At 65.7% G+C, this 19,183-nt stretch carries 19 protein-coding genes and 4 pseudogenes; 4 read left to right on the forward strand and 19 right to left on the reverse strand.

Annotated elements, in window-relative coordinates; genetic code table 11:
* Nucleotides 1–103: 103 nt before the first annotated feature.
* The 5 genes and pseudogenes from SSPN_RS43930 to SSPN_RS59770 all read right to left on the reverse strand — a co-directional run.
* Nucleotides 104–1,483, reverse strand: a pseudogene (locus tag SSPN_RS43930) (sodium:solute symporter family protein); the annotation flags it as partial.
* A 560-nt stretch (nucleotides 1,484–2,043) separates the two neighbouring features.
* Complete coding sequence (locus SSPN_RS61595; protein ID WP_010696054.1) at nucleotides 2,044–2,556, reverse strand: hypothetical protein; 513 nt, start codon at nucleotides 2,554–2,556, stop codon at nucleotides 2,044–2,046.
* On the reverse strand, nucleotides 2,519–2,917 hold the full coding sequence (locus SSPN_RS54745; protein WP_237710554.1) for a hypothetical protein: 399 nt from the start codon (nucleotides 2,915–2,917) through the stop codon (nucleotides 2,519–2,521). Before SSPN_RS54745 ends, SSPN_RS61595 begins: the two co-directional genes overlap by 38 nt.
* Nucleotides 2,910–3,353 (reverse strand): annotated as a pseudogene (locus tag SSPN_RS0115470) (hypothetical protein); the annotation flags it as partial. The pseudogene SSPN_RS0115470 and the gene SSPN_RS54745, both read right to left, overlap by 8 nt.
* Nucleotides 3,354–3,671: 318 nt before the next feature.
* On the reverse strand, nucleotides 3,672–4,493 hold the full coding sequence (locus tag SSPN_RS59770) for an IS1634 family transposase (protein WP_420187959.1): 822 nt from the start codon (nucleotides 4,491–4,493) through the stop codon (nucleotides 3,672–3,674).
* A 97-nt stretch (nucleotides 4,494–4,590) separates the two neighbouring features.
* Between SSPN_RS59770 and SSPN_RS0115480 the strand changes: the two genes are divergently transcribed.
* On the forward strand, nucleotides 4,591–5,430 hold the full coding sequence (locus SSPN_RS0115480; RefSeq protein ID WP_148271967.1) for an ATP-binding protein: 840 nt from the start codon (nucleotides 4,591–4,593) through the stop codon (nucleotides 5,428–5,430).
* Nucleotides 5,431–5,496: 66 nt separating this feature from the next.
* Here the strand turns inward: SSPN_RS0115480 and SSPN_RS43940 are convergent.
* From SSPN_RS43940 to SSPN_RS0115505, 5 genes and pseudogenes are all read right to left on the reverse strand, one after another.
* Nucleotides 5,497–6,339: pseudogene (locus tag SSPN_RS43940) on the reverse strand (IS1634 family transposase); the annotation flags it as partial.
* 75 nt (nucleotides 6,340–6,414) lie between these two features.
* A pseudogene (locus SSPN_RS0115490) lies at nucleotides 6,415–6,996 on the reverse strand (transposase); the annotation flags it as partial.
* 1,063 nt (nucleotides 6,997–8,059) lie between these two features.
* Entirely contained in the window at nucleotides 8,060–8,812 is a 753-nt protein-coding gene (locus SSPN_RS43945) for a YhjD/YihY/BrkB family envelope integrity protein (RefSeq protein ID WP_083821727.1), read from the reverse strand.
* Complete coding sequence (locus tag SSPN_RS0115500; protein WP_010307527.1) at nucleotides 8,809–10,497, reverse strand: IS1634 family transposase; 1,689 nt, start codon at nucleotides 10,495–10,497, stop codon at nucleotides 8,809–8,811. Before SSPN_RS0115500 ends, SSPN_RS43945 begins: the two co-directional genes overlap by 4 nt.
* An 80-nt stretch (nucleotides 10,498–10,577) precedes the next feature.
* Nucleotides 10,578–10,859 carry a YhjD/YihY/BrkB family envelope integrity protein gene (locus SSPN_RS0115505; RefSeq protein WP_170121602.1) on the reverse strand — a complete coding sequence of 94 codons (282 nt, stop codon included), beginning with the start codon at nucleotides 10,857–10,859 and terminating at the stop codon, nucleotides 10,578–10,580.
* A gap of 385 nt (nucleotides 10,860–11,244) precedes the next feature.
* Here SSPN_RS0115505 and SSPN_RS0115510 point away from each other — a divergent pair, with 385 nt between their 5' ends.
* The gene (locus SSPN_RS0115510; RefSeq protein WP_010696063.1) at nucleotides 11,245–11,910 is read left to right on the forward strand and encodes a pentapeptide repeat-containing protein; all 666 of its coding nucleotides are present in this window, start codon (nucleotides 11,245–11,247) and stop codon (nucleotides 11,908–11,910) included.
* Here SSPN_RS0115510 and amcA read toward each other — a convergent pair.
* From amcA to SSPN_RS43955, 9 genes are all read right to left on the reverse strand, one after another.
* Entirely contained in the window at nucleotides 11,907–12,056 is a 150-nt protein-coding gene (gene amcA, locus SSPN_RS62630) for a multiple cyclophane-containing RiPP AmcA (protein WP_394378326.1), read from the reverse strand. The two genes, SSPN_RS0115510 and amcA, sit on opposite strands and share 4 nt — an antisense overlap.
* 21 nt (nucleotides 12,057–12,077) lie before the next feature.
* Entirely contained in the window at nucleotides 12,078–12,314 is a 237-nt protein-coding gene (locus tag SSPN_RS58410; protein ID WP_202798825.1) for a hypothetical protein, read from the reverse strand.
* Nucleotides 12,301–13,251 carry a radical SAM protein gene (locus SSPN_RS58415; protein ID WP_237710556.1) on the reverse strand — a complete coding sequence of 317 codons (951 nt, stop codon included), beginning with the start codon at nucleotides 13,249–13,251 and terminating at the stop codon, nucleotides 12,301–12,303. The genes SSPN_RS58410 and SSPN_RS58415 overlap by 14 nt, the downstream gene beginning before the upstream one ends.
* A 513-nt stretch (nucleotides 13,252–13,764) precedes the next feature.
* Nucleotides 13,765–14,112, reverse strand: a complete 348-nt coding sequence (locus tag SSPN_RS0115525) for a hypothetical protein (RefSeq protein WP_010696065.1) — start codon at nucleotides 14,110–14,112, stop codon at nucleotides 13,765–13,767.
* Nucleotides 14,109–14,330 carry a hypothetical protein gene (locus SSPN_RS0115530; RefSeq protein WP_010696066.1) on the reverse strand — a complete coding sequence of 74 codons (222 nt, stop codon included), beginning with the start codon at nucleotides 14,328–14,330 and terminating at the stop codon, nucleotides 14,109–14,111. The genes SSPN_RS0115525 and SSPN_RS0115530 overlap by 4 nt, the downstream gene beginning before the upstream one ends.
* A gap of 83 nt (nucleotides 14,331–14,413) precedes the next feature.
* Complete coding sequence (locus tag SSPN_RS0115535) at nucleotides 14,414–15,601, reverse strand: helix-turn-helix domain-containing protein (protein ID WP_010696067.1); 1,188 nt, start codon at nucleotides 15,599–15,601, stop codon at nucleotides 14,414–14,416.
* A 180-nt stretch (nucleotides 15,602–15,781) separates the two neighbouring features.
* A complete protein-coding gene (locus SSPN_RS56735) occupies nucleotides 15,782–15,931 on the reverse strand; it encodes a hypothetical protein (protein WP_010696068.1) in 150 nt (49 codons plus the stop codon).
* 503 nt (nucleotides 15,932–16,434) lie between these two features.
* The gene (gene tgmC, locus SSPN_RS0115550) at nucleotides 16,435–17,604 is read right to left on the reverse strand and encodes an ATP-grasp peptide maturase system methyltransferase (RefSeq protein ID WP_010696070.1); all 1,170 of its coding nucleotides are present in this window, start codon (nucleotides 17,602–17,604) and stop codon (nucleotides 16,435–16,437) included.
* The gene (locus SSPN_RS43955; RefSeq protein WP_010696071.1) at nucleotides 17,601–18,203 is read right to left on the reverse strand and encodes an MvdC/MvdD family ATP grasp protein; all 603 of its coding nucleotides are present in this window, start codon (nucleotides 18,201–18,203) and stop codon (nucleotides 17,601–17,603) included. Before SSPN_RS43955 ends, tgmC begins: the two co-directional genes overlap by 4 nt.
* On the opposite strand from SSPN_RS43955, the gene SSPN_RS0115560 reads away from it, so the two are divergent.
* Entirely contained in the window at nucleotides 18,152–18,964 is an 813-nt protein-coding gene (locus tag SSPN_RS0115560) for a helix-turn-helix domain-containing protein (protein WP_044572949.1), read from the forward strand. The two genes, SSPN_RS43955 and SSPN_RS0115560, sit on opposite strands and share 52 nt — an antisense overlap.
* Nucleotides 18,945–19,139, forward strand: a complete 195-nt coding sequence (locus SSPN_RS0115565; RefSeq protein ID WP_010696073.1) for a DUF397 domain-containing protein — start codon at nucleotides 18,945–18,947, stop codon at nucleotides 19,137–19,139. Before SSPN_RS0115560 ends, SSPN_RS0115565 begins: the two co-directional genes overlap by 20 nt.
* Nucleotides 19,140–19,183 lie beyond the last annotated feature (44 nt).

The following is a 19,183-nucleotide window of genomic DNA, read 5'->3' on the forward strand; positions in this document are numbered from 1 at the left end:
GGCAGCCCGGATCCCCAGCCCTGGCTACGCAAACCAGAACCACTGGGCGGCAACACCACCATTCCCTGGTCCGGTTCCGGTTCTGGCACCGGAATCACCCAACCGTGCCCAGTACCAGCCCCGCCCACCCCGCATGCGGGGTCATCCGCTTCCAGAACATCCCCAGGATGAACGTCGCGAACAACGGCGCGTTGAAGAACGAGAACAACTGCTGCAGGTAATCCATCAAGTTCGAATAACCCGCCGCGATGAACGCCGTACCCACCGCCGCCAGCGTCGCCCCCACCGTCACCCGGCGACCCATCCGCAGGTAATAACCATCCGCCCGGTCCCGCACCACGTACGACTGCCAGATGTCATAGGTGAACACCGTGTTGAACGACGACAAGTTCGCCGCCATCCCCGCCATGAACGACGCCAGCAACCCGGCCAGGGCGATCCCCAGAATCCCGTTCGGCAGCAAATCCCGCATCAGCAACAAGATCGCATCGTTGTAATCCACACCCCCGCCACCGGTGCCACCGGACTGCTTGTACGCCGCGAGCTCCGGGATCAGCACCGCCGCGATCATCCCCGGAATGACCACGATGAACGGGATGAACATCTTCGGGAACGACCCGATGATCGGCGTCCGCTGCGCCGCCGACATGCTCTTGGACGCCATCGCCCGCTGCACCTCGACGAAGTTCGTCGTCCAGTACCCGAAGCTGAGCACGAACCCCAACCCGAACACCAGACCCAGCACGCTCAGCACACTGTTTTCGAACCCGGTCAACTCATTGCCCGGCCACGCCGACAGCTGCCCCGCACCCCCCGGACCCGCCGACACCTTCGCCACCAGACCCTGCACACCGCCGACCTTCACCAACCCCACGATCGTCAACGGCAACAACGCCGCCACGATCACGAAGAACTGCAACACCTCGTTGTAGATCGCCGCCGACAACCCACCCAACGCCGTGTACGACAACACGATCGCCGCCGCCAGCAACACCGACAACCACAACGGCCAACCCAGCAACGCATTCACGATGCTGGCCAGCAAATACAGGTTCACACCCGCGATCAGGATCTGCGCCACCGCGAAACTGATCCCGTTGACCAGATGCGCCGCCTTCCCGAACCGCCGCAACATGAACTCCGGAACACTGCGCACCTTCGAGCCGTAGTAGAACGGCATCATCACCACGCCCAAGAACAGCATGGCCGGCACCGCACCGATCCAGAAATAATGCATCGTCGGCATCCCGTACTCGGCACCATTCGCCGACATACCGATGATCTCGATCGCACCCAGATTCGCCGAGATGAACGCCAAACCCGTCACCCACGCCGGCAACGCCCGCCCCGACAGGAAAAAGTCCAGACTGGTGGAAACCGCACGCCGCGCCAAATACCCAATACCCAGCACAAAAACGAAGTACAACGCCAACAACGCAAAATCCACCGCGTTGGCATCAAGCAGCTGACCCCGGGCTAGCACCACCGTCACGCCACCTCCAGACCCAACAAACTCGAACGACAACCACCACGTTTGCGACAGCAGCCGGACAATACCGCACAGTGGGGCGCGTACCCCTGGCGATACTTCGCGCTCTTTGCCCTGCCTTGCTGTTTCCTCTCCGCCATCCTCTCTTCCTGTTGTGTTGCCTGATCGTTCGGGGTGAGCACCCCACTCTCGCCGTTGCCCGGACTCCTGCGGCTGCTGTCACCTTCCGCCGCTTGACCCCCCGCAAACTCTCGCCAGCCTTCCCCCGCGAACCCTCATAGGTCTCGCCCCGTGTCCTTTTCGCGCCCGCGCCGGTTTTCCCCGCCTCCGGCCCGGACTCCCCGGGCTGACGCTTCGGACCCGCCACCTCGGTGGGCAGCCCAGATCCCCAGCCCTGGCTACGCAACCCGAAACCACTGCGCGGCAAGACCACCATCCCCTGGTCCGGCTCCGGTTCCGCTTCTGGCACCGGGATCACCCACATCCCGGTCACCGCAGAAACATCGGCTTTCTCGGCTTCCTCACCCCGCTGCGGATCCCACAACACGACCACATCATGTCCAGCAGGGTGTCAGCGGCCCCCGCCCCGCCAACTCCTCCAACGCCGCAACCCGATTGGCAGCAGCCTTTCTCCCCCGGCGCCATTCGGCGTTGTCTTCCTTCTGTTTCTGCCGCTGCTGCGCCTTCAGCCGAAGCTCCGCCAACTCCGCCTCCTGCTCCACAGTCAGCGGCCCCCGCCCCGCCAACTCCTCCAACTCCACAACACGATCAACAGCAACCTTTCCCGCCCGGAAAGGCACCGCGTCATGATTCTTCTTCTGCTTCCGCTGCGCCACCCTCGGCTGAAGCTCTGCCAACTCCACCGCCTGGTCCACAGTCAACGGCCCCCGCCCCGCCAACTCCTCCAACTCCACAACACGGGCAGCATCCTCCCTTCCCACCCTTCGATACCTCGCGTTCTCTTCCTTCTTTTGCTGCTTCCGCGCCGCCACCCTCGGCTGGAGCTCCGCCAGCTCCTTCTTCTCCTCCTCAGTCAGCTGCCCCAGCCCCTTCGCCTCCAACTCCACAACCCGGCAGCTGGAGTGCCGCCAACTCGGCCGCCTGCTCCTCAGTCAACGGCCCCCGCTCCTTCAACTTCTCCAACACCACAACACGATCGGCAGCAACCCTTAACCCCTGGTGATACTTCGCGCTATTTTCCTTCGTTTGCTGCTTCCGCTGCGCCGCCTTCGGCTGGAGTGCCGCCAGCTCGGCCGCCTGCTCCTCAGTCAGCGGCCCCCGCTCCTTCAACTTCTCCAACTCCTCAACACGGGCGGCGGCAGCCTTTCTCCCCTGGTAATACTTCGCGTTCTTTGCCTTCCTTTGCTGCTTCCACTTCGCTACCTTCGACCGGAGCTCCGCCAGCTCCACCGCCTGCTCGTCAGTCAACTCCCCCCGCCCCGCCAACTCCTCCAACACCACAACCCGATCGGCAGCAACCTTTCGCGCCAGGGTCCGCGCCGCCCAGCACCCCCGGCCGCCGGTACCAGCCCGCGTCCTCCCCGCTGGTCGCGGCCTGCCGGCTGGCCCGCGGCGTCAACGAGTACACCAACCCCGCCAACTCCGCCTCCGGCTTCGGACGCGTCGCCACCGACACCACCACGCTGACCACGATGTCCACCACGAACGCCACACCCGCACCCACGAAACTCGCACCCTGCCCCGGCAGGTCCAGCACCCCCGACTCCGACAGCCCGAACACCGCCACCGCCGACACCGTGCCCAGCACCAGCCCCGCCCACCCCGCATGCGGGGTCATCCGCTTCCAGAACATCCCCAGGATGAACGTCGCGAACAACGGCGCGTTGAAGAACGAGAACAACTGCCCAACTCCACAACCCGGGCGGCAGCAGTCCTTATCGCCTGATTCGCGTCCCCTTCCCTCTTTTGCAGCCATTTCGCCTTCGGTCGGAGCTCCGCCAGCTCCGTCTCCTGCTCGTCAGTCAGCGGCCCCGCCCCTTCAACTCCCTCCAACTCCACAACCCGGGCGGCAGCAGTCTTTACCTCCTGGTGCCGCTTCGCGTTCTCTTCCTTCTGTCTAGCCGGAGTTTCCCCGCTAGTCCGTTCTTGAGTGGTGTTTGTGCTGGCCAGGATGGGTTTTCGGGTGAGGTGGACGTATTACCTAATCCGGCTGGTGGCCTGGTCAGCGGGTGGGCGCGTAGCGGTGGATGTCGAACAGTTCGGCGAGTTGTTTCTGGGTAGGGGTTGTCTCGGTGAGCATGCGCTGTGCGCGGGGGCGGCCTTTGCCGCCGTCGTGGTAGAGCAGGACGGTTTCCTGGATGCCGCCGAGTTCGTCGAGCAGTTCCCGCACGGACAGGTGCAGGCCCGCGTGTTCTGCTTGGCGACGCATCAGATGCGCGACAGCGAGGGCCAGCACACAGTAGAAGACATGTACCCGGATCTTGGAGTCGGTCCAGTGGTGCATCGGGGAAAACGACACCACGTGCGGGTCTTTCATCTGCCGGAACCCCGACTCGACCTCAGATTGCGACCGGTAGGCGGCGACCACCTCTGCGACGGTCCACTCAGTACGGTTGGTGAACAGGACCCGCTTGCCGAAGAACCGGTTCTCCAGACGTTTGCGGGCTTTCTGGTCGGTGCGCCACGCCAAGCGGAACTCGGCCGGGGTGTGGCCGGTCAGGGAGATGGCAGTCAACGGCCCCCGCCCCGCCAACTCCTCCAACTCCACAACACGATCGGCTTCGGCCTTTCTCGCCTGGTGATACTTCGCGTTCTTTGCCTTCCTTTCCTGCCTCCGCTGTGCCTTCGGCTGGAGCGCCGCCAGCTCGGCCGCCTGCTCCTCAGTCAACGGCCCCTGCTCGCCCGGACTCCCGGAAACAGCCCCAGCAGCAGCGGCTGCGTGCCCCTTCAACTTCTCCAACTCCGCAACCCGATCGGCAGCAGCCCTTCTCGCCTGATACCGCTTCGCGTTATTTGCCTTCTTTTGCTGCCTCCGCTGCTCCACCTTCGGGCGGAGCGCCGCCAGCTCCGCCTCCTGCTCCTCAGTCAACTCCCCCCGCCCGGCGGCGCTGGAGGTGCCGGATCTGTCGGCGGGTGAGCCGTTGACCGCGTTGGTGGAGTTCCTGGCGGACAAGCGGTTGTTGATCGTGCTGGACAACTGTGAGCACGTGCTGGGGGCTGCCGGTTCTGTTGTGAGTGCCCTGTTGGGGTCGGCGCGGGGGGTGCGGGTGCTGGCCACGAGTCGTGAATGGTTGCGTGTCACGGGGGAGCAGGCGTTTCCGGTGCCGCCGTTGGCGGTGCCCGGAGTGGATTCGTCAGAGGATGGTCGGGCGCTGGACCACGGCGTCGCTGAGTATGAGGCGGTGACGCTGCTGGAGGAGCGGGCGGTGGCGGTGCTGCCGGGGTTCCGGGTGGACCGGGATAACGAGGAGGCGGTGGCGCGGTTGTGCCGGCGGTTGGATGGGCTGCCGTTGGCGATCGAATTAGCCGCGGTGCGACTGCGGATGCTGTCGCTGGAGCAGATCTTGCAGCGGATCGAGGACCGGTTCCGTTTGCTCACCACCAAACATCGGGGTGCGCTCGCGCGGCATCAGACGTTGCGGGCAGCGGTGGAATGGAGTTTCGGCCTGTGCTCGCCGGCCGAGCAGGTGTTGTGGGCTCGGTTGTCGGTGTTCGCGGGTGAGTTCGATCTCGAGGCGGCCGAGCAGGTGTGTGCCGGTGCCGGCCTGGCGGAGGAGGACATTCTCGACGCGGTGTCCGGGCTGGTGGAAAAGTCAGTGGTGTCGCCGGTGCAGCGCGGTACCACGATGTGGTATCGGATGCTGGAGACCATCCGGCAGTACGGGCGGGAGCAGTTGGCGGTTCGTGGCGAGGAGGCGCTGCTGCGGCGTCGGCACCGGGACTATTACCTAGCCGGAGTTTCCCCGCTAGTCCGTTCTTGAGTGGTGTTTGTGCTGGCCAGGATGGGTTTTCGGGTGAGGTGGACGTATTACCTAATCCGGCTGGTGGCCTGGGTCCTCGACCAGCGCGTGGTTGGCCGCTGAATTCTGCCCGGCGTCGTAGACCACGGTCAGCGACTCGACCTGTGCGGTCAGGTCCTGGTAGCGGGCCACCAGTTCGTCGATGACGGTGCTGAACTGGGTGACATCCGGGCGGTCCCCGCCGTAGGCGTGGGACACCACCGGGATCCCGGCGTCGCGGGTCACCACCAGGCCCAGCCCGACCAGGCGCAGGTCAGTGCGTTTCTGCTTGGCCTTGCCGCGCTGCGCGATCGGCGCCCGGTCGTTGCCGGTGTCGATGAACGTGGCGAAGTTGGTCATGTCCAGCACCAGACCGGACACATCCAGCTCGAACTCGGTGACCATCCGCCGCCCGAGTTCGGTCTCGATCCGGCGCAGGTCGTCCTCGCCAAGTCTGTCCATGGCCTTCCAGAACCGGCGATGGTCCAGCGCCGCGTGCGGGATCTTCACCCAGCGTGAACCGGCCGTAGTGGCCCACCAGTCAGCGAACGCGGCCTTGGAACACGGAGCCATGATCCGGTTCGCCGTGGCCAACGCCAGATAGGTCCCGACCGTGGCGGTGGCGTCCGAGCGGCGCGACACGACCTCATCAACCACCCCGGCCACATCCAGGCGCTCCAGCATCGACCAGACCCCGGCAAGGTCCCCGAACCGTTTGTGCTGGGTCCGGACCGGTTCACCCGCCGATGCCCCGGTCAGTTTGGCCATCACTTCCTCGGCGCTGCCCAGGTACTGCTGGGACACGATCCGTGGTTTGCCGTCCACCCTGGCGGACTCCACCAGGTAGTAGTAGGTCTTCCCACCCTGGCGTTTCCCCACGATCGAAGGCATATCTAGGTAATACATCAACCCGGTATGAAACCCAAGCACCACAACGCAAGACACGCCGATGAATCACGTAGCGGGGAAACTCAGGCTAGTGCCGAAGAACCGGTTCTCCAGACGTTTGCGGGCTTTCTGGTCGGTGCGCCACGCCAAGCGGAACTCGGCCGGGGTGTGGCCGGTCAGGGAGATGGTGAGGACCTCGCCGACCCAGCGAGGCCGGCAGATCGCGGCGATCTCGTCTTCCACGGCCGTGCGGTCCCGGCGGGTCCTGCCGCGTGCAAGCCTCGCTTGCAACTCAGCCAGGCGGCGGCGGGCCTTGGCGAGAGTCTGGTCGAACCCGCGGGACTGCTTGGCGTGCAGGGTCGGTGAGTACGTCACCACGGCACGCCGGGTCACGCCCAGTGCGGTGACTTCGGTGTCCACACACCGCACACCGGGATACCGGTCCTCGTCGACCGGGGTGTAGCGGGTCTTGGGGATCGCGAGCAGTCCCGGATGGTCGCTGGGCGGCAGCGACCCGACGAACCCGATCCCGGCGTCCTCGACCAGCGCGTGGTTGGCCGCTGAATTCTGCCCGGCGTCGTAGACCACGGTCAGCGACTCGACCTGTGCGGTCAGGTCCTGGTAGCGGGCCACCAGTTCGTCGATGACGGTGCTGAACACGCAAAGCCTGGATGCGACGCCACGCCCACCAGGATGGCCCACGAACAGCCTTGAGATGACCCGGTCATTCCTCCGCCCCAAGATGATCAACCGCCCATCCCGCCGTCCGACCGAGGCCACAATTCCAGCATCATGACGGCACAACAAGAGGCCCGAACATCACCACCAGCCACGACTGCCCCGAAAACCGAAAACCACTGCCCCAAAGTCCGCGACGACAGACACGCCACTCAACACCCTCACACGGCCGTCACCCTAACCCGAAACAAATCAACACCCGCAACGCCACCGCCCGAAGACCCACTCCCATCGCCCGGCAAACCGCCAACCGACCATCACGTGCATTTTTCGGAATACCCGACCGGGGCAAGGCATCGCGGTTGCTATTGAGCGGGAACTCAAGGGTGTGATCTTCGTTGGTCTGGTGTGATCGCTGGTGTGCGGGACGCGCGGAGGTTATCGCCTGATGCGCAGCAGGATCTGCGGCGCGGGGTGGTCGCGGCCGTCGATGGCGGGATGTCCCAGGCCGAGGCGGCCCGGCGGGTGGCGCGGTGGCCCCGTAGTCGGTGTCCAGATGGGTGCAGGCTTGGCGAAAACAGGGTTCGAAGGGTCTTGCCGGGTGTACACAGTCCTGATGTGCACATCGCCCAGCGATTCGCCGCCACTCGGCTTGTGCCCGCGGGGACGAGGTGCTGCGATTCTGCTCCTTTTCTGCACCCTCGGGGGACAAGTCAGGCACAAAAAGAAGAAGCTCAGGCCGTTTGAACTGGCCTTTTGCTCCTCAGCTGGACTCGAACCAGTAACCCTTCGGATTCACGGTCCGTCTTTGCCGTCGCCTGCCGAGCCTTGCCGAGTATCGACATGCCCAGCACGAATCGCGTACACAAACACCCGACAAGGCTAGTCGGTTGCGGTCCTTTGACTCCGTTTCGTACACATAAAGTGCACCGACGGCAGGTCCGTCACCGGCAGGTACCGGAGAATGAAAATCAAGGATCGATCGCGATCGATCCGCAGAAGGCGTACTGCGCCACCGAGGTGACCCGATCCAAGGCGGATCCGACTACGGGAAGTCGGAGCGAAGGCCCTCGTCGTTGTGGTGGTAGGTGCGTACCTGGGCATAGGCGCTGTAGGCACGGCGGTCGGCGTCGGTCCGCGGGGCGTCGACCAGTGCGCGAGGGTGCAGACGTTCCTTGAGCACCACATTGAGCTGTGCGCCCAGCAGGGTGATGACGCTTTGCAGGTAGAACCACCACAGCATGGTGATCACGGTGGCAAACGGGCCATAGGTGCTTTGAGCAGTGTGCAAGAACCGGCTGATGATCAACGACGATGCGGTTTGCAGCACAAAGAACAGCACCCCGCACAGCGCCGCGCCGGGCAGGACATCGCGGGTCGTGACCTGCCGGTGGGTGAGAAGCCGAAACGCAGCCACGAACAGCCCCAGGTCCAGAATGACCGCAATCAAATAGCCGAGCACGCGACCAAACCAGCCCAGATCGATCCCCGCCGCAACGCCGGAGACGTATCCGTTGACCAGGGTGCTCACCACCAGGCCCACGCCGATGGTGGCCAACACGGCCAAACCGCGCACCGTCTGCTGGACGATCGTGGGATGCCGAGTGAACGGCAATCCCCAGACCGAGTTGAGCGCGGCTTGGGCGACGCGAACCACCCTCAGACCGCTCCACAGCGCAGTGACCACACCTAGCCGGAGTTTCCCCGCTAGTCCGTTCTTGAGTGGTGTTTGTGCTGGCCAGGATGGGTTTTCGGGTGAGGTGGACGTATTACCTAATCCGGCTGGTGGCCTGGTCAGCGGGTGGGCGCGTAGCGGTGGATGTCGAACAGTTCGGCGAGTTGTTTCTGGGTAGGGGTTGTCTCGGTGAGCATGCGCTGTGCGCGGGGGCGGCCTTTGCCGCCGTCGTGGTAGAGCAGGACGGTTTCCTGGATGCCGCCGAGTTCGTCGAGCAGTTCCCGCACGGACAGGTGCAGGCCCGCGTGTTCTGCTTGGCGACGCATCAGATGCGCGACAGCGAGGGCCAGCACACAGTAGAAGACATGTACCCGGATCTTGGAGTCGGTCCAGTGGTGCATCGGGGAAAACGACACCACGTGCGGGTCTTTCATCTGCCGGAACCCCGACTCGACCTCAGATTGCGACCGGTAGGCGGCGACCACCTCTGCGACGGTCCACTCAGTACGGTTGGTGAACAGGACCCGCTTGCCGAAGAACCGGTTCTCCAGACGTTTGCGGGCTTTCTGGTCGGTGCGCCACGCCAAGCGGAACTCGGCCGGGGTGTGGCCGGTCAGGGAGATGGTGAGGACCTCGCCGACCCAGCGAGGCCGGCAGATCGCGGCGATCTCGTCTTCCACGGCCGTGCGGTCCCGGCGGGTCCTGCCGCGTGCAAGCCTCGCTTGCAACTCAGCCAGGCGGCGGCGGGCCTTGGCGAGAGTCTGGTCGAACCCGCGGGACTGCTTGGCGTGCAGGGTCGGTGAGTACGTCACCACGGCACGCCGGGTCACGCCCAGTGCGGTGACTTCGGTGTCCACACACCGCACACCGGGATACCGGTCCTCGTCGACCGGGGTGTAGCGGGTCTTGGGGATCGCGAGCAGTCCCGGATGGTCGCTGGGCGGCAGCGACCCGACGAACCCGATCCCGGCGTCCTCGACCAGCGCGTGGTTGGCCGCTGAATTCTGCCCGGCGTCGTAGACCACGGTCAGCGACTCGACCTGTGCGGTCAGGTCCTGGTAGCGGGCCACCAGTTCGTCGATGACGGTGCTGAACTGGGTGACATCCGGGCGGTCCCCGCCGTAGGCGTGGGACACCACCGGGATCCCGGCGTCGCGGGTCACCACCAGGCCCAGCCCGACCAGGCGCAGGTCAGTGCGTTTCTGCTTGGCCTTGCCGCGCTGCGCGATCGGCGCCCGGTCGTTGCCGGTGTCGATGAACGTGGCGAAGTTGGTCATGTCCAGCACCAGACCGGACACATCCAGCTCGAACTCGGTGACCATCCGCCGCCCGAGTTCGGTCTCGATCCGGCGCAGGTCGTCCTCGCCAAGTCTGTCCATGGCCTTCCAGAACCGGCGATGGTCCAGCGCCGCGTGCGGGATCTTCACCCAGCGTGAACCGGCCGTAGTGGCCCACCAGTCAGCGAACGCGGCCTTGGAACACGGAGCCATGATCCGGTTCGCCGTGGCCAACGCCAGATAGGTCCCGACCGTGGCGGTGGCGTCCGAGCGGCGCGACACGACCTCATCAACCACCCCGGCCACATCCAGGCGCTCCAGCATCGACCAGACCCCGGCAAGGTCCCCGAACCGTTTGTGCTGGGTCCGGACCGGTTCACCCGCCGATGCCCCGGTCAGTTTGGCCATCACTTCCTCGGCGCTGCCCAGGTACTGCTGGGACACGATCCGTGGTTTGCCGTCCACCCTGGCGGACTCCACCAGGTAGTAGTAGGTCTTCCCACCCTGGCGTTTCCCCACGATCGAAGGCATATCTAGGTAATACATCAACCCGGTATGAAACCCAAGCACCACAACGCAAGACACGCCGATGAATCACGTAGCGGGGAAACTCAGGCTAGGATCAGCGCCCACCAGGCACCGCTGAGACCCTGCACGTTTGCGGGGTCCAGCAGCGGCAACATCGTCGCCACATTGCTGAGCACCCGGTCTTTCATGCTGACCGGCAGCAGGAAGCCAAGCAGCGTGACCAGCACCAAAAGCAGGGGAAAGATCGAGAAGAACGCCCAAAAAGCGAGCATGCTCGCCAAGTTCGCGGACCGATCCTCGCCGAACTTGCGGAACACGGCCACCGTCACGCCCAACGATCGGTGGCGCTGCTGGAAGCCGTCCACCCGTTGCACCGGGATCTTCAGCGCTCTCCGGCCACGAGTGCCGGACGCGCGGTCGCGGGTGTGCTCATTCATGGAGGGCTCCGATCCGCACCCATATGTGGTGTTTCAACCCGCGACGACTACGCCGCTCTTCACACTCGGTCGCCGCCTCCGAGGGGAGCCGGCTCCGAGCGCCGAACCGGCAGTGCATGCCGTGGGTCGGCCTGCGCATCGAATACCCAGCGGCGGGATCGACAACGCGCCCGGACTCGGTCCAGCGCCCCACCCGCAACGGCTGGCCCCCTACTGGTCGACCAAGAACCGTTACGGAGTCGGTGCGGGCGCTTTTCCATTTACCGTGCGTCCCCCGGCTCTACATTCCGGCCGACTCCGGTATGGTCTCGGCATGGACTTCCGCGACCTGGGCAACCGTCGATCCATACAGCGTCCATCGATCGAAATCGACGACCTCACGGCCGATGATTTCACGTTCCACGGCGAATTCGACGGTGACGAACTGCTCATCGATTCCAGCGAATTCGCCGACGTGAAAGGCGAGGGCAAGCTTACGGGCTCGCTCGTGCGTTCGACCGACCTCTCGCGCTCCCATTTGTCGCCGCTAAAGTTGTCCGACGTGCGTTTCGAATACGTCGACCTGTCCAGCGCATCGTGGCAAGGCGTGAAGCTGCACAGAGCGGAGATCGTGCGGAGCCGCGCAATGGGGTTCCGGATTTCGCTGGCTTCCGCGCAGGACGTCTACATCGATGGGTGCAGGTGGGACTACGCCACGATTCACATCGAGGGCGTCAAGGGCGCATTGGTGTTCAACGAGTGCCTGTTCCGCGAGGCCACCATCACCGGCGACCTGTCCAACGTGGTGTTCCGGGACTGCGACCTCGGCGGGGTCGAATTCGAGGCCAACAAGGCCATGAACTGCGATTTGACAACCTCGCGGGTCGACGAGGTCGCGCGCGGACTGCTCGGCCTGCGGGGCGCTCGGATCACCGCGGAGCAAGCAGCCTCGGCAGCAATCCTGATCGCTACCGAGGCTGGCCTCACCGTGACCGATTAACGCTTATTCCAGTTGTCCCACGCGGGGCGGTTGTCGAAACCGCCCCCGACGTTGTCCCATGAATCGCGGTTGTCCCACGCACCGACCGGTGCCGGTTGCGGGCGCAGAGCTAACAGCGCCCGCAATCCAGATTCAGCGCCACGCACACTATCCGATAGTTTGATCGTTTAGTTGGACTGCATCGAGAACCCCTCGATTAACGCCATCTTTCCATGACGGCAGTAGTCGGTTTCAGTTCCATCGAGTCGGCCGTGCTCGAAATATTTGTTCGCCGGTTGATTACCTCCGCAGAATTCGAAGAACGAACAGGTTTCCCGGCACCGATCGACACCGTCTCGAAACTCGGTGACCCATTCGGAACGCATGCCGCGTTCGATGAGCGAATCGAGATCATGCGCCAACACGTTGCCGCATTCGAACCCGCCGAACCGATAACGCGGCGAGTTCCGGCGAAATCAAGGTCACGGCACCGTTCCACGCGACCGTCGGCAGCGGGTCGATGCCCGGCGGCCCATCGGTAGCGCAGCCGTCGAGAACGCCGCCGACGTAGGACAGCACGCGTTCGAGGTCGCGCAGCTCGACCCGGGAGTCACTCGACCACGGCTCGATCAGCGCCGACCAGAACGCCCGCACCTGCCCGAATTCGTGGGCGATGCGACGTTCGTTGACGCCCTCGCGTTCCTCGATGTTCACCCCGAGCCAGCGGGCGCCGAGCTCGGCGACCGACTCGTACAGCCACCGCGCACGCTCGGGCGTCGGGTCTGACACGACAGCGATCATCGACACGTCGTGTCCGTCGGCGACCAGGCGACGGATTCCCCGCTCGATGCGCGGGAATGCTGGGCGCCCACCGCGGTCGACGCGCGCCGCGTTGTCCTGCTCGGCGCCGTCCACGGTCACGCCGACCCGCACGCCACGTTCGGCAAGCCAGGCCGACCACGCATCGTCGATCAGCACGGCGTTGGTCTGCACGCTGTGGACGACGTCGAGCCCGGCGAACTGGTCGAACAGCACGCCGAGCCGTTCACGCCCGGTCGCCAACGGTTCGCCGCCGTGCCACACGATGTCGACCGGCCGTCCCTGCGACCAGCTGCGCACGGACTCGGCGACCGCCCGCGCTACGGCTGGCGACATCGACTGGTTTTCCTTGCGGTGCAGGAGATAGCAGTGCCGGCAATCGAGGTTGCACAGTGTCGTCGGCTGCAAGATCACACTACTGGGCGTGGCGACGGGGACGGGTTCGGAATCTCGAACCTGTTGGGGCACGGCGGGTCCTTTCCCTCGCAGCAATCCGGTCGGATCTGGCGGGTAGGAACGCTGGCCTGACAGCTGGAATGTCACTCGGCACTGCCCGGCCAGCGAGTCACAGCTGTGGCCCGACTCCTGGCCAGTGCGGCACGCCGTTCGAGTCGTAGACCGGCTCGTTGTCCTGTTCTTGCTCGGCGTTGGCGTTCGCATCTGGGGTGTCGGCCATAAACCATCTCCTAGCTGTCCACAGTGATCGATCGACTCGCCTGGTGCGCCGATGGGCGACGCACTAGGCGGACCGGTGCCCCGGTGCCGTGCGGGGGGTCGGCACCGGGGCGATTTCCTCGGGGAGCGCCCCCCGGCGCGATCGGGTCGGTTGCGGCGCACTGCCGCTCGTCGACCCCGTCACAGCCGCCGTGTCGGGGGCGGATCGGCCGTGCCGCGCCGAGGATTCGGGGGAATGGCCGGGCGACGTCGGGGGCTTCCGCCGCCCGGCCATTCGGCGTGCCCGGCCACCGCTGCGGGGTCGGTAGCGGTTGGGCACGTGGTGTCGGTGGGGGCACCGGCCTGGGAGGGGAAGTCAGCCGCGATGCCCCCGCCGAGGTCCTAAAGACGTTGCAGCGCGTTGTAGACGTGGCGCAGTGTCCACGGGTACCGCGCCATCACATCCATGTCATCGAGCGGCAACCCGGTTTCGGCGGGCGGCAGCAGCCGCGTTTCAACCAATGCGAGTTCCTCGCTCAGGTCCCCGCTCATCCGTATGTAGCGCCGCTCGCGCAGTCGATGCCGTCCGCCGGACACGTCCTCGGCGTCGGCCTGGTCGAGCAGCTGCGCCACGGTTAACGCGCCCCCGCCGGATCCGGCGTGCTTGCCGAATTCGCGGAAGTGGCGCACAGCCCACCGTCCGGCGAGCACCACGGCAGCCGTCACGGCCGCGATCAGCAAGATGATCATCGCTCTGGCATTTCGGCATCGAGGATGATAACCACGGGCTCGCTGGAGCCGCGCAGCGCCGCGGCTAGCTTGTCGAGATAACCCGCCAGGCGCTCGCGGTCGGCGGCGTCGTAGTGGCCTGCCTCCAAGTCGCCGACGCCGAGGCTCAGCGACACGATCACGCCGCGCGTCATCTGCGCGAGCTGGTGGTAATCCGGCGCGGTCAGCGGTTGCGGCATACCCCTACCGTCGTCGCCCGATTACCGCCGGTATATGGGTTGCCAGGTTATGCGCATGTGCATGCGCGCCATACGCATAGTCGCTACGGCTGGCCGTTGGTCATGGCCTGGTAGGACGCCTGCAGCTCGCGAGCGGCTGGGAGGCGCTGCGCGGTGACCTGCTGCACGACCTCACGTGCGCGCCACCAGTTCGAGGGGACGACAACGCCGGAATCGATGGCGGTGCGGGCCGCGTCGGCGGCCTCGTCCAGCTGGCCGGAGCGCACCGCGCACAACGCCAGGTCCAGGTGCGCTGAGGCGTAGCGGCGGGGCCACCGCTGGCCGTCGCCGGTCGGCCGGAACCGCTCGATCACGTCACGGGCGAACCGCTCACCCTCGGAGTCTCCGACCCACGCCAGGGTCGTGGCGGTGTAGGCATGCGCCTTGTCCGGGTCGTACCGAAAGTGGTGCTCAGCAAGGTCAGGTGTGGTCCTGTGAGCTGCGAGATCGTGAACACGGGTGACGATGCCGTGGGTAGCCGCAGCGTTCCCAATACGCGCCCACGCGCGGCCTTCTTGAGCGGTGGCCTGCACCTCGGCGCTGCTACCGGCTGGCGCTAGGTGCTGGGCGTGTTGGGAGAGCTTGACGGCCCGGTGGTAGTCCCCGGCGGTGAGGGTTCGCCACGCCTCGGTTTCGTAGCACCAGGCATGAATTTCATCGGCCCCGGCATGCTCGGCCAGGCTCACGGCGGTGCGCAACGTCGCGGTGGCCGGGCCGTGCTCGTTCAGATCGATGTGCACGGTAGCGGCCAGAAGGGAATACCAACCGCCGAGCACGACCAGGCGCCGGTGCGCTTTGAGGCTTAGGCGGGGGGCGTCAAGAAGCTGGCCGACGTAGGCCAGGTGCTCCCGGATCCGCGGCAGCAGGTCGTGCGGAGACGCCGACGCGTACGCGGTCGCCAACTCATCAAAGGCGACGTCAAGTCGGTCGAGGGTTTCCGTGGCGACGTCGGAAGCCGCTACCCTGCGGGCCAACTCCAGCGCCTCCAACTCATCGCCGAGAAGCGAGACGGCCCGTGACTGCTGGTTGGTCGTGGCCAACGCACGCAGTTGCCCACGGGTGCTCAGTGTCTCGTCCAGAGCCTGAGCGGTGGTGGAGGTGGGTTGTTGCTGGCTACGCTCGTAGCGGCTGATGTCGGACTGCGATAGATGCAGTCGCGCGGCTAGGTCGGCCTGAGAGAGACCGGCCGCGCGCCGGTGGCGGCGCAGGGCCTCCCCGAAGGTATCGGACATGTGTTGCCTTCCCGCCGGGTTCCCCGCCGATAGCCCCCAGGCGTCCCAGGGAGCCTTCCTCCGGCGGGGAGGTGTCCGCGAGGGTAGCGCAGGGTCACCACGCGATCACAGATCTGATCAAGCAAGGCGCCCAAGGTGTTCCTGGTGCCGGACGGGCGCTTTCATTTCCTGGGAGCCTGCCTAGCTTTCCAGTTCCGGCCGATCGACTCGGGTTGCTCTCGCCTGCACTGTTCTCGCTTGCGGCAATTGCACTTCGAGGTAGCGGCGCACACCGAACCCGTTGCGCATCGGGTAGTCCCGATCGCCGCCAGCCACTTCCAGCACGGTCACTATCGCGACCTGGACCGCGTCGGCTTTCCTCCGAGCTGTCAGCCATGATCCTGACGCAGCTCATGAGGCACGCCCCAACCACTGCCCGGTGGGTGCCTCACGGCGCGGCACCCACAGCTTGCCGACGACCGGTTCCCACGCCGTGGCACGCGGGCCGTTTCCAACACCGGCGATCCGTCGGCCGACGTCGGTGCGCGCAAGCTGGCTCGCCGCAGCCTGCCACGTTTCGCACGCCCGGCGGCTGGTGCGCTCAACTCCAAACTGCGGCGGCCTGCTGGCCGTACTCGGCCGCCAGGTGAGTCTCGATGGAAACCCACACGCGGAGAAGGTAGAAGCTGCCGTCCGCCACGCCGTGCAGGAACGCCTGGACCTGACGGCTGGTGACGCTGGCGATATGACAGCGAACCCCACGCGCCCGCGTGGATGAGAACGCGCCCCCGCATCCTTCCGGTTCGCCGGTCGGGTGCGGGGGGCGCGTTTGTCGTTTCCTCCCTGTTTGCGGTTCAGCCGGATATCACAGGCAGGTCGATGACTACGCTCGAGGATTCGTCGAGCCACACTCGGTGTTTCCCGGCATCGACGGTGAGGCCGAAGCGTTCGCGGGCCGGGCTGCCAAGCGCTTGCCATTGCTGGTGAGCGTGCTCGATGGTGTCCCACAGCCGGGCGGGGCCGCCTTGGCGAACGAGGTGTCGGCCGGACTCTGGGGTGGTGTGGCAGGCCCAGGATCCGTCGGGGCGGATGAGCCAAGTTTCCGACGTCGAGCCGTCGGTGGAGGTGAACCCGATCCGGCTGTAGGGGCCGGTGTTCAGGGCGGCGAAGAACTCGAACTCTCGCCCTGTGGCGACGTCCACGGCCAGGCTGGTGGGTGCGGGTTCGGTGGCGGCAGCGTCCTGGTGCGGGATGGTGGCGGCGGGTATCTGCGTGTCGCGGGTGGGCATGAACATGCCCGCGTCCGGTAGGAATGTGCCCTCGGCCCTGCCGTCGTGGTCGACGGTGAGCAGGGCCAGCAGCCCTCCAACGGTCAGCGGGGCCAGGATGATCCCGCCGGGGCGGGTCTGGTCGATCCACGCCGCCGGGATGCGTTGCACGCCGACGGTGGCGATGATCCGGTCGAACGGTGCATGCTGGGGGCAGCCGTCGCGGCCGTCGGCGGCTGCCAGGTGCGGGGCGTGGCCGAGCTTGGCTAGGCGGTCGCGGGCAAAGTCGACCAACACGGGGTCGACGTCGACGGTGGCGACGTGCTCGCTGCCCAATCGGTGGCAGAGCAGGGCGGCGTTGTAGCCGCTGCCGGTGCCGATCTCCAACACTCGGTGTCCGTCGTGCACGTCGAGGGCTTCGAGCATCAGCGCCATCAGCGACGGCGCCGAGCTGGACGAGGTTGGTTGCCCGGTTATGGTTTCGCCGCGCCGCGCCGCATTCAGCGCGTCCGGGTTGTTGTCGATCTGGGTGACGTGTGCGGCGTTGCGGTAGACCCCGTCGCGCCAGTCGTCGGTGCGCTCCAGCAGTCGCCATCCGGGCCGGTCGCTGCGCGGTTCGAAGTAGTACGGGACGAACAGCCCACGGGGCGTGTCGCTGAACGCGGCAATCCATGCCGGGGCGCGTAGGTAGCCGTCGTCGGTGAGCTGGGTGACGAGTTGGGCCCGCAGGGCTTCGGTTTCGGTCGTGGTGGTCACGGTATGGTCTCCTGGGTGAGGACGTCGGCGATCGCGGTGGTGATCTGATCACGTAACGGGTGGTTCCAGGCCCATTGACCTGCCGGATTCGCCTCAAGGAACCACCACCGTCCAGTGTGGTCGATGGAGAAGTCACACGCTGCGAACCGCAGGTCGAGGCGATCGAGCAGCACCACCAGGCGGGCCCGCACCTCGGCCGGTATCTCGATGTGCTGCCAGGTGTTCGCCGCGTGATCGACCCGCCAGTCCAGCGGCACCGCACCCGTTTCGGTGTGCGGGGCGACTGCGAACATCTGCCCGTCAACCCGCGTAACGCGCGCGTCGAATGCCTTGTTGATGCGGTGCTGCAGCAGGATCGGGGCCACCCGCACAGACTTGGCGCGGCACTGCTCTGCGGTGACCTCGGTGGCGTAGAACAGCCGCGGCTCGCCGTCGATCTCGACCGGGTTTCCCCGGAACGGCTTGTAGAGCACCGGGTGCACGCACTCGGCGAACTCCGCAGCCTTCTCCGGGTCGTTGGTGATCAGCGTGTCCGGGACGGATAGGCCTGCCTCGGCGGCCTGGGCGAGCTGGTAGGGCTTGTGCTCGGCGGCGTGCACCGCAGGTCTCGAACGCGTCGCTATCACGCTACGAGACCGGGGATCGGGTACCCAGCCCCGAAGATGTGGCGAGCATCCTCACTGCGGTGGGCGCCGGTGCCGCCGTGCGTGACCGGCTGGTCGAGATGGCTCGCAACGCCGCAGAGCCCAACTGGCTACTCGCCGGTGCGAGCGGCACCCGTACAGAGCTCACCGCCCTGATCGAGTTCGAACGGACCGCGACTCGGATCCTCGAAGTGGCTCCGATGCTGATCCCGGGTCTGCTACAAACTTCCGATTACGCTCGCACCATCATGTCCGGTCTGCCTGCCCACGAGCTCGATACCTGGGTGACGATGCGAGTCGGTCGGCGAGACGTGCTGACGCGCCGTAACCCGGCCCAGTTCGATGCCATAATCGCCGAACACGTGCTGTACCAACAGATCGGCGGCCCCAGTGTCATGGCCGACCAACTGCGGCACATCGCCAAGATGGCCGAGCTGCCAAACGTTTTCATACAGATCGTCCCCAGCAGCACGCAGACCTGGCACCTCGCGCTCGAAGGTGCGTTCATCCTCTTCGAGTTCCCGAAAGCGTCACCGATCGTTAACCTCGAACACTTCCGGTCATCTGTGTTCCTGTACGACGACGGGGACATCTACGACTACGCCCAAGCGGGGGATAGCCTCCGGCAAGCGGCGATGAGCCCAGCCGACTCACTGAAACTCATCGCCCGTAGTGCCGAGTTGATGGAGGAACAGAGTGACGGTACACCCGACTAACTGGCGCAAGGCAAGCTACTCCGGCCAGCAATCCGCATGCGTCGAGGTTGGCAGCATCGGCGACGGTGCCGCAGTCCGCGACACCAAGAACCGAGCCACCGGATACTTCACCGCCAACCGCGAGCAGTGGTCGGCGTTCGTCGCCGCGTTCAAGGGCGGCAAGTTCGACGCCTGACCCACAACAAAGAAGCGCCCGCCCGGTGTTCCTGGTACCGGGCG

Origin of the sequence: Saccharopolyspora spinosa NRRL 18395 (assembly GCF_000194155.1) — a bacterium.
Lineage (GTDB): Bacteria > Actinomycetota > Actinomycetes > Mycobacteriales > Pseudonocardiaceae > Saccharopolyspora > Saccharopolyspora spinosa.

Coding starts and splice junctions, on each gene's coding strand:
- SSPN_RS0115500 (WP_010307527.1), bottom strand. CDS start 10,497: ATGCCTTCGATCGTGGGGAAACGCCAGGGTGGGAAGACCTACTACTAC.
- SSPN_RS0115510 (WP_010696063.1), top strand. CDS start 11,245: ATGGACTTCCGCGACCTGGGCAACCGTCGATCCATACAGCGTCCATCG.
- SSPN_RS0115525 (WP_010696065.1), bottom strand. CDS start 14,112: ATGATCATCTTGCTGATCGCGGCCGTGACGGCTGCCGTGGTGCTCGCC.
- SSPN_RS0115530 (WP_010696066.1), bottom strand. CDS start 14,330: ATGCCGCAACCGCTGACCGCGCCGGATTACCACCAGCTCGCGCAGATG.
- SSPN_RS0115535 (WP_010696067.1), bottom strand. CDS start 15,601: ATGTCCGATACCTTCGGGGAGGCCCTGCGCCGCCACCGGCGCGCGGCC.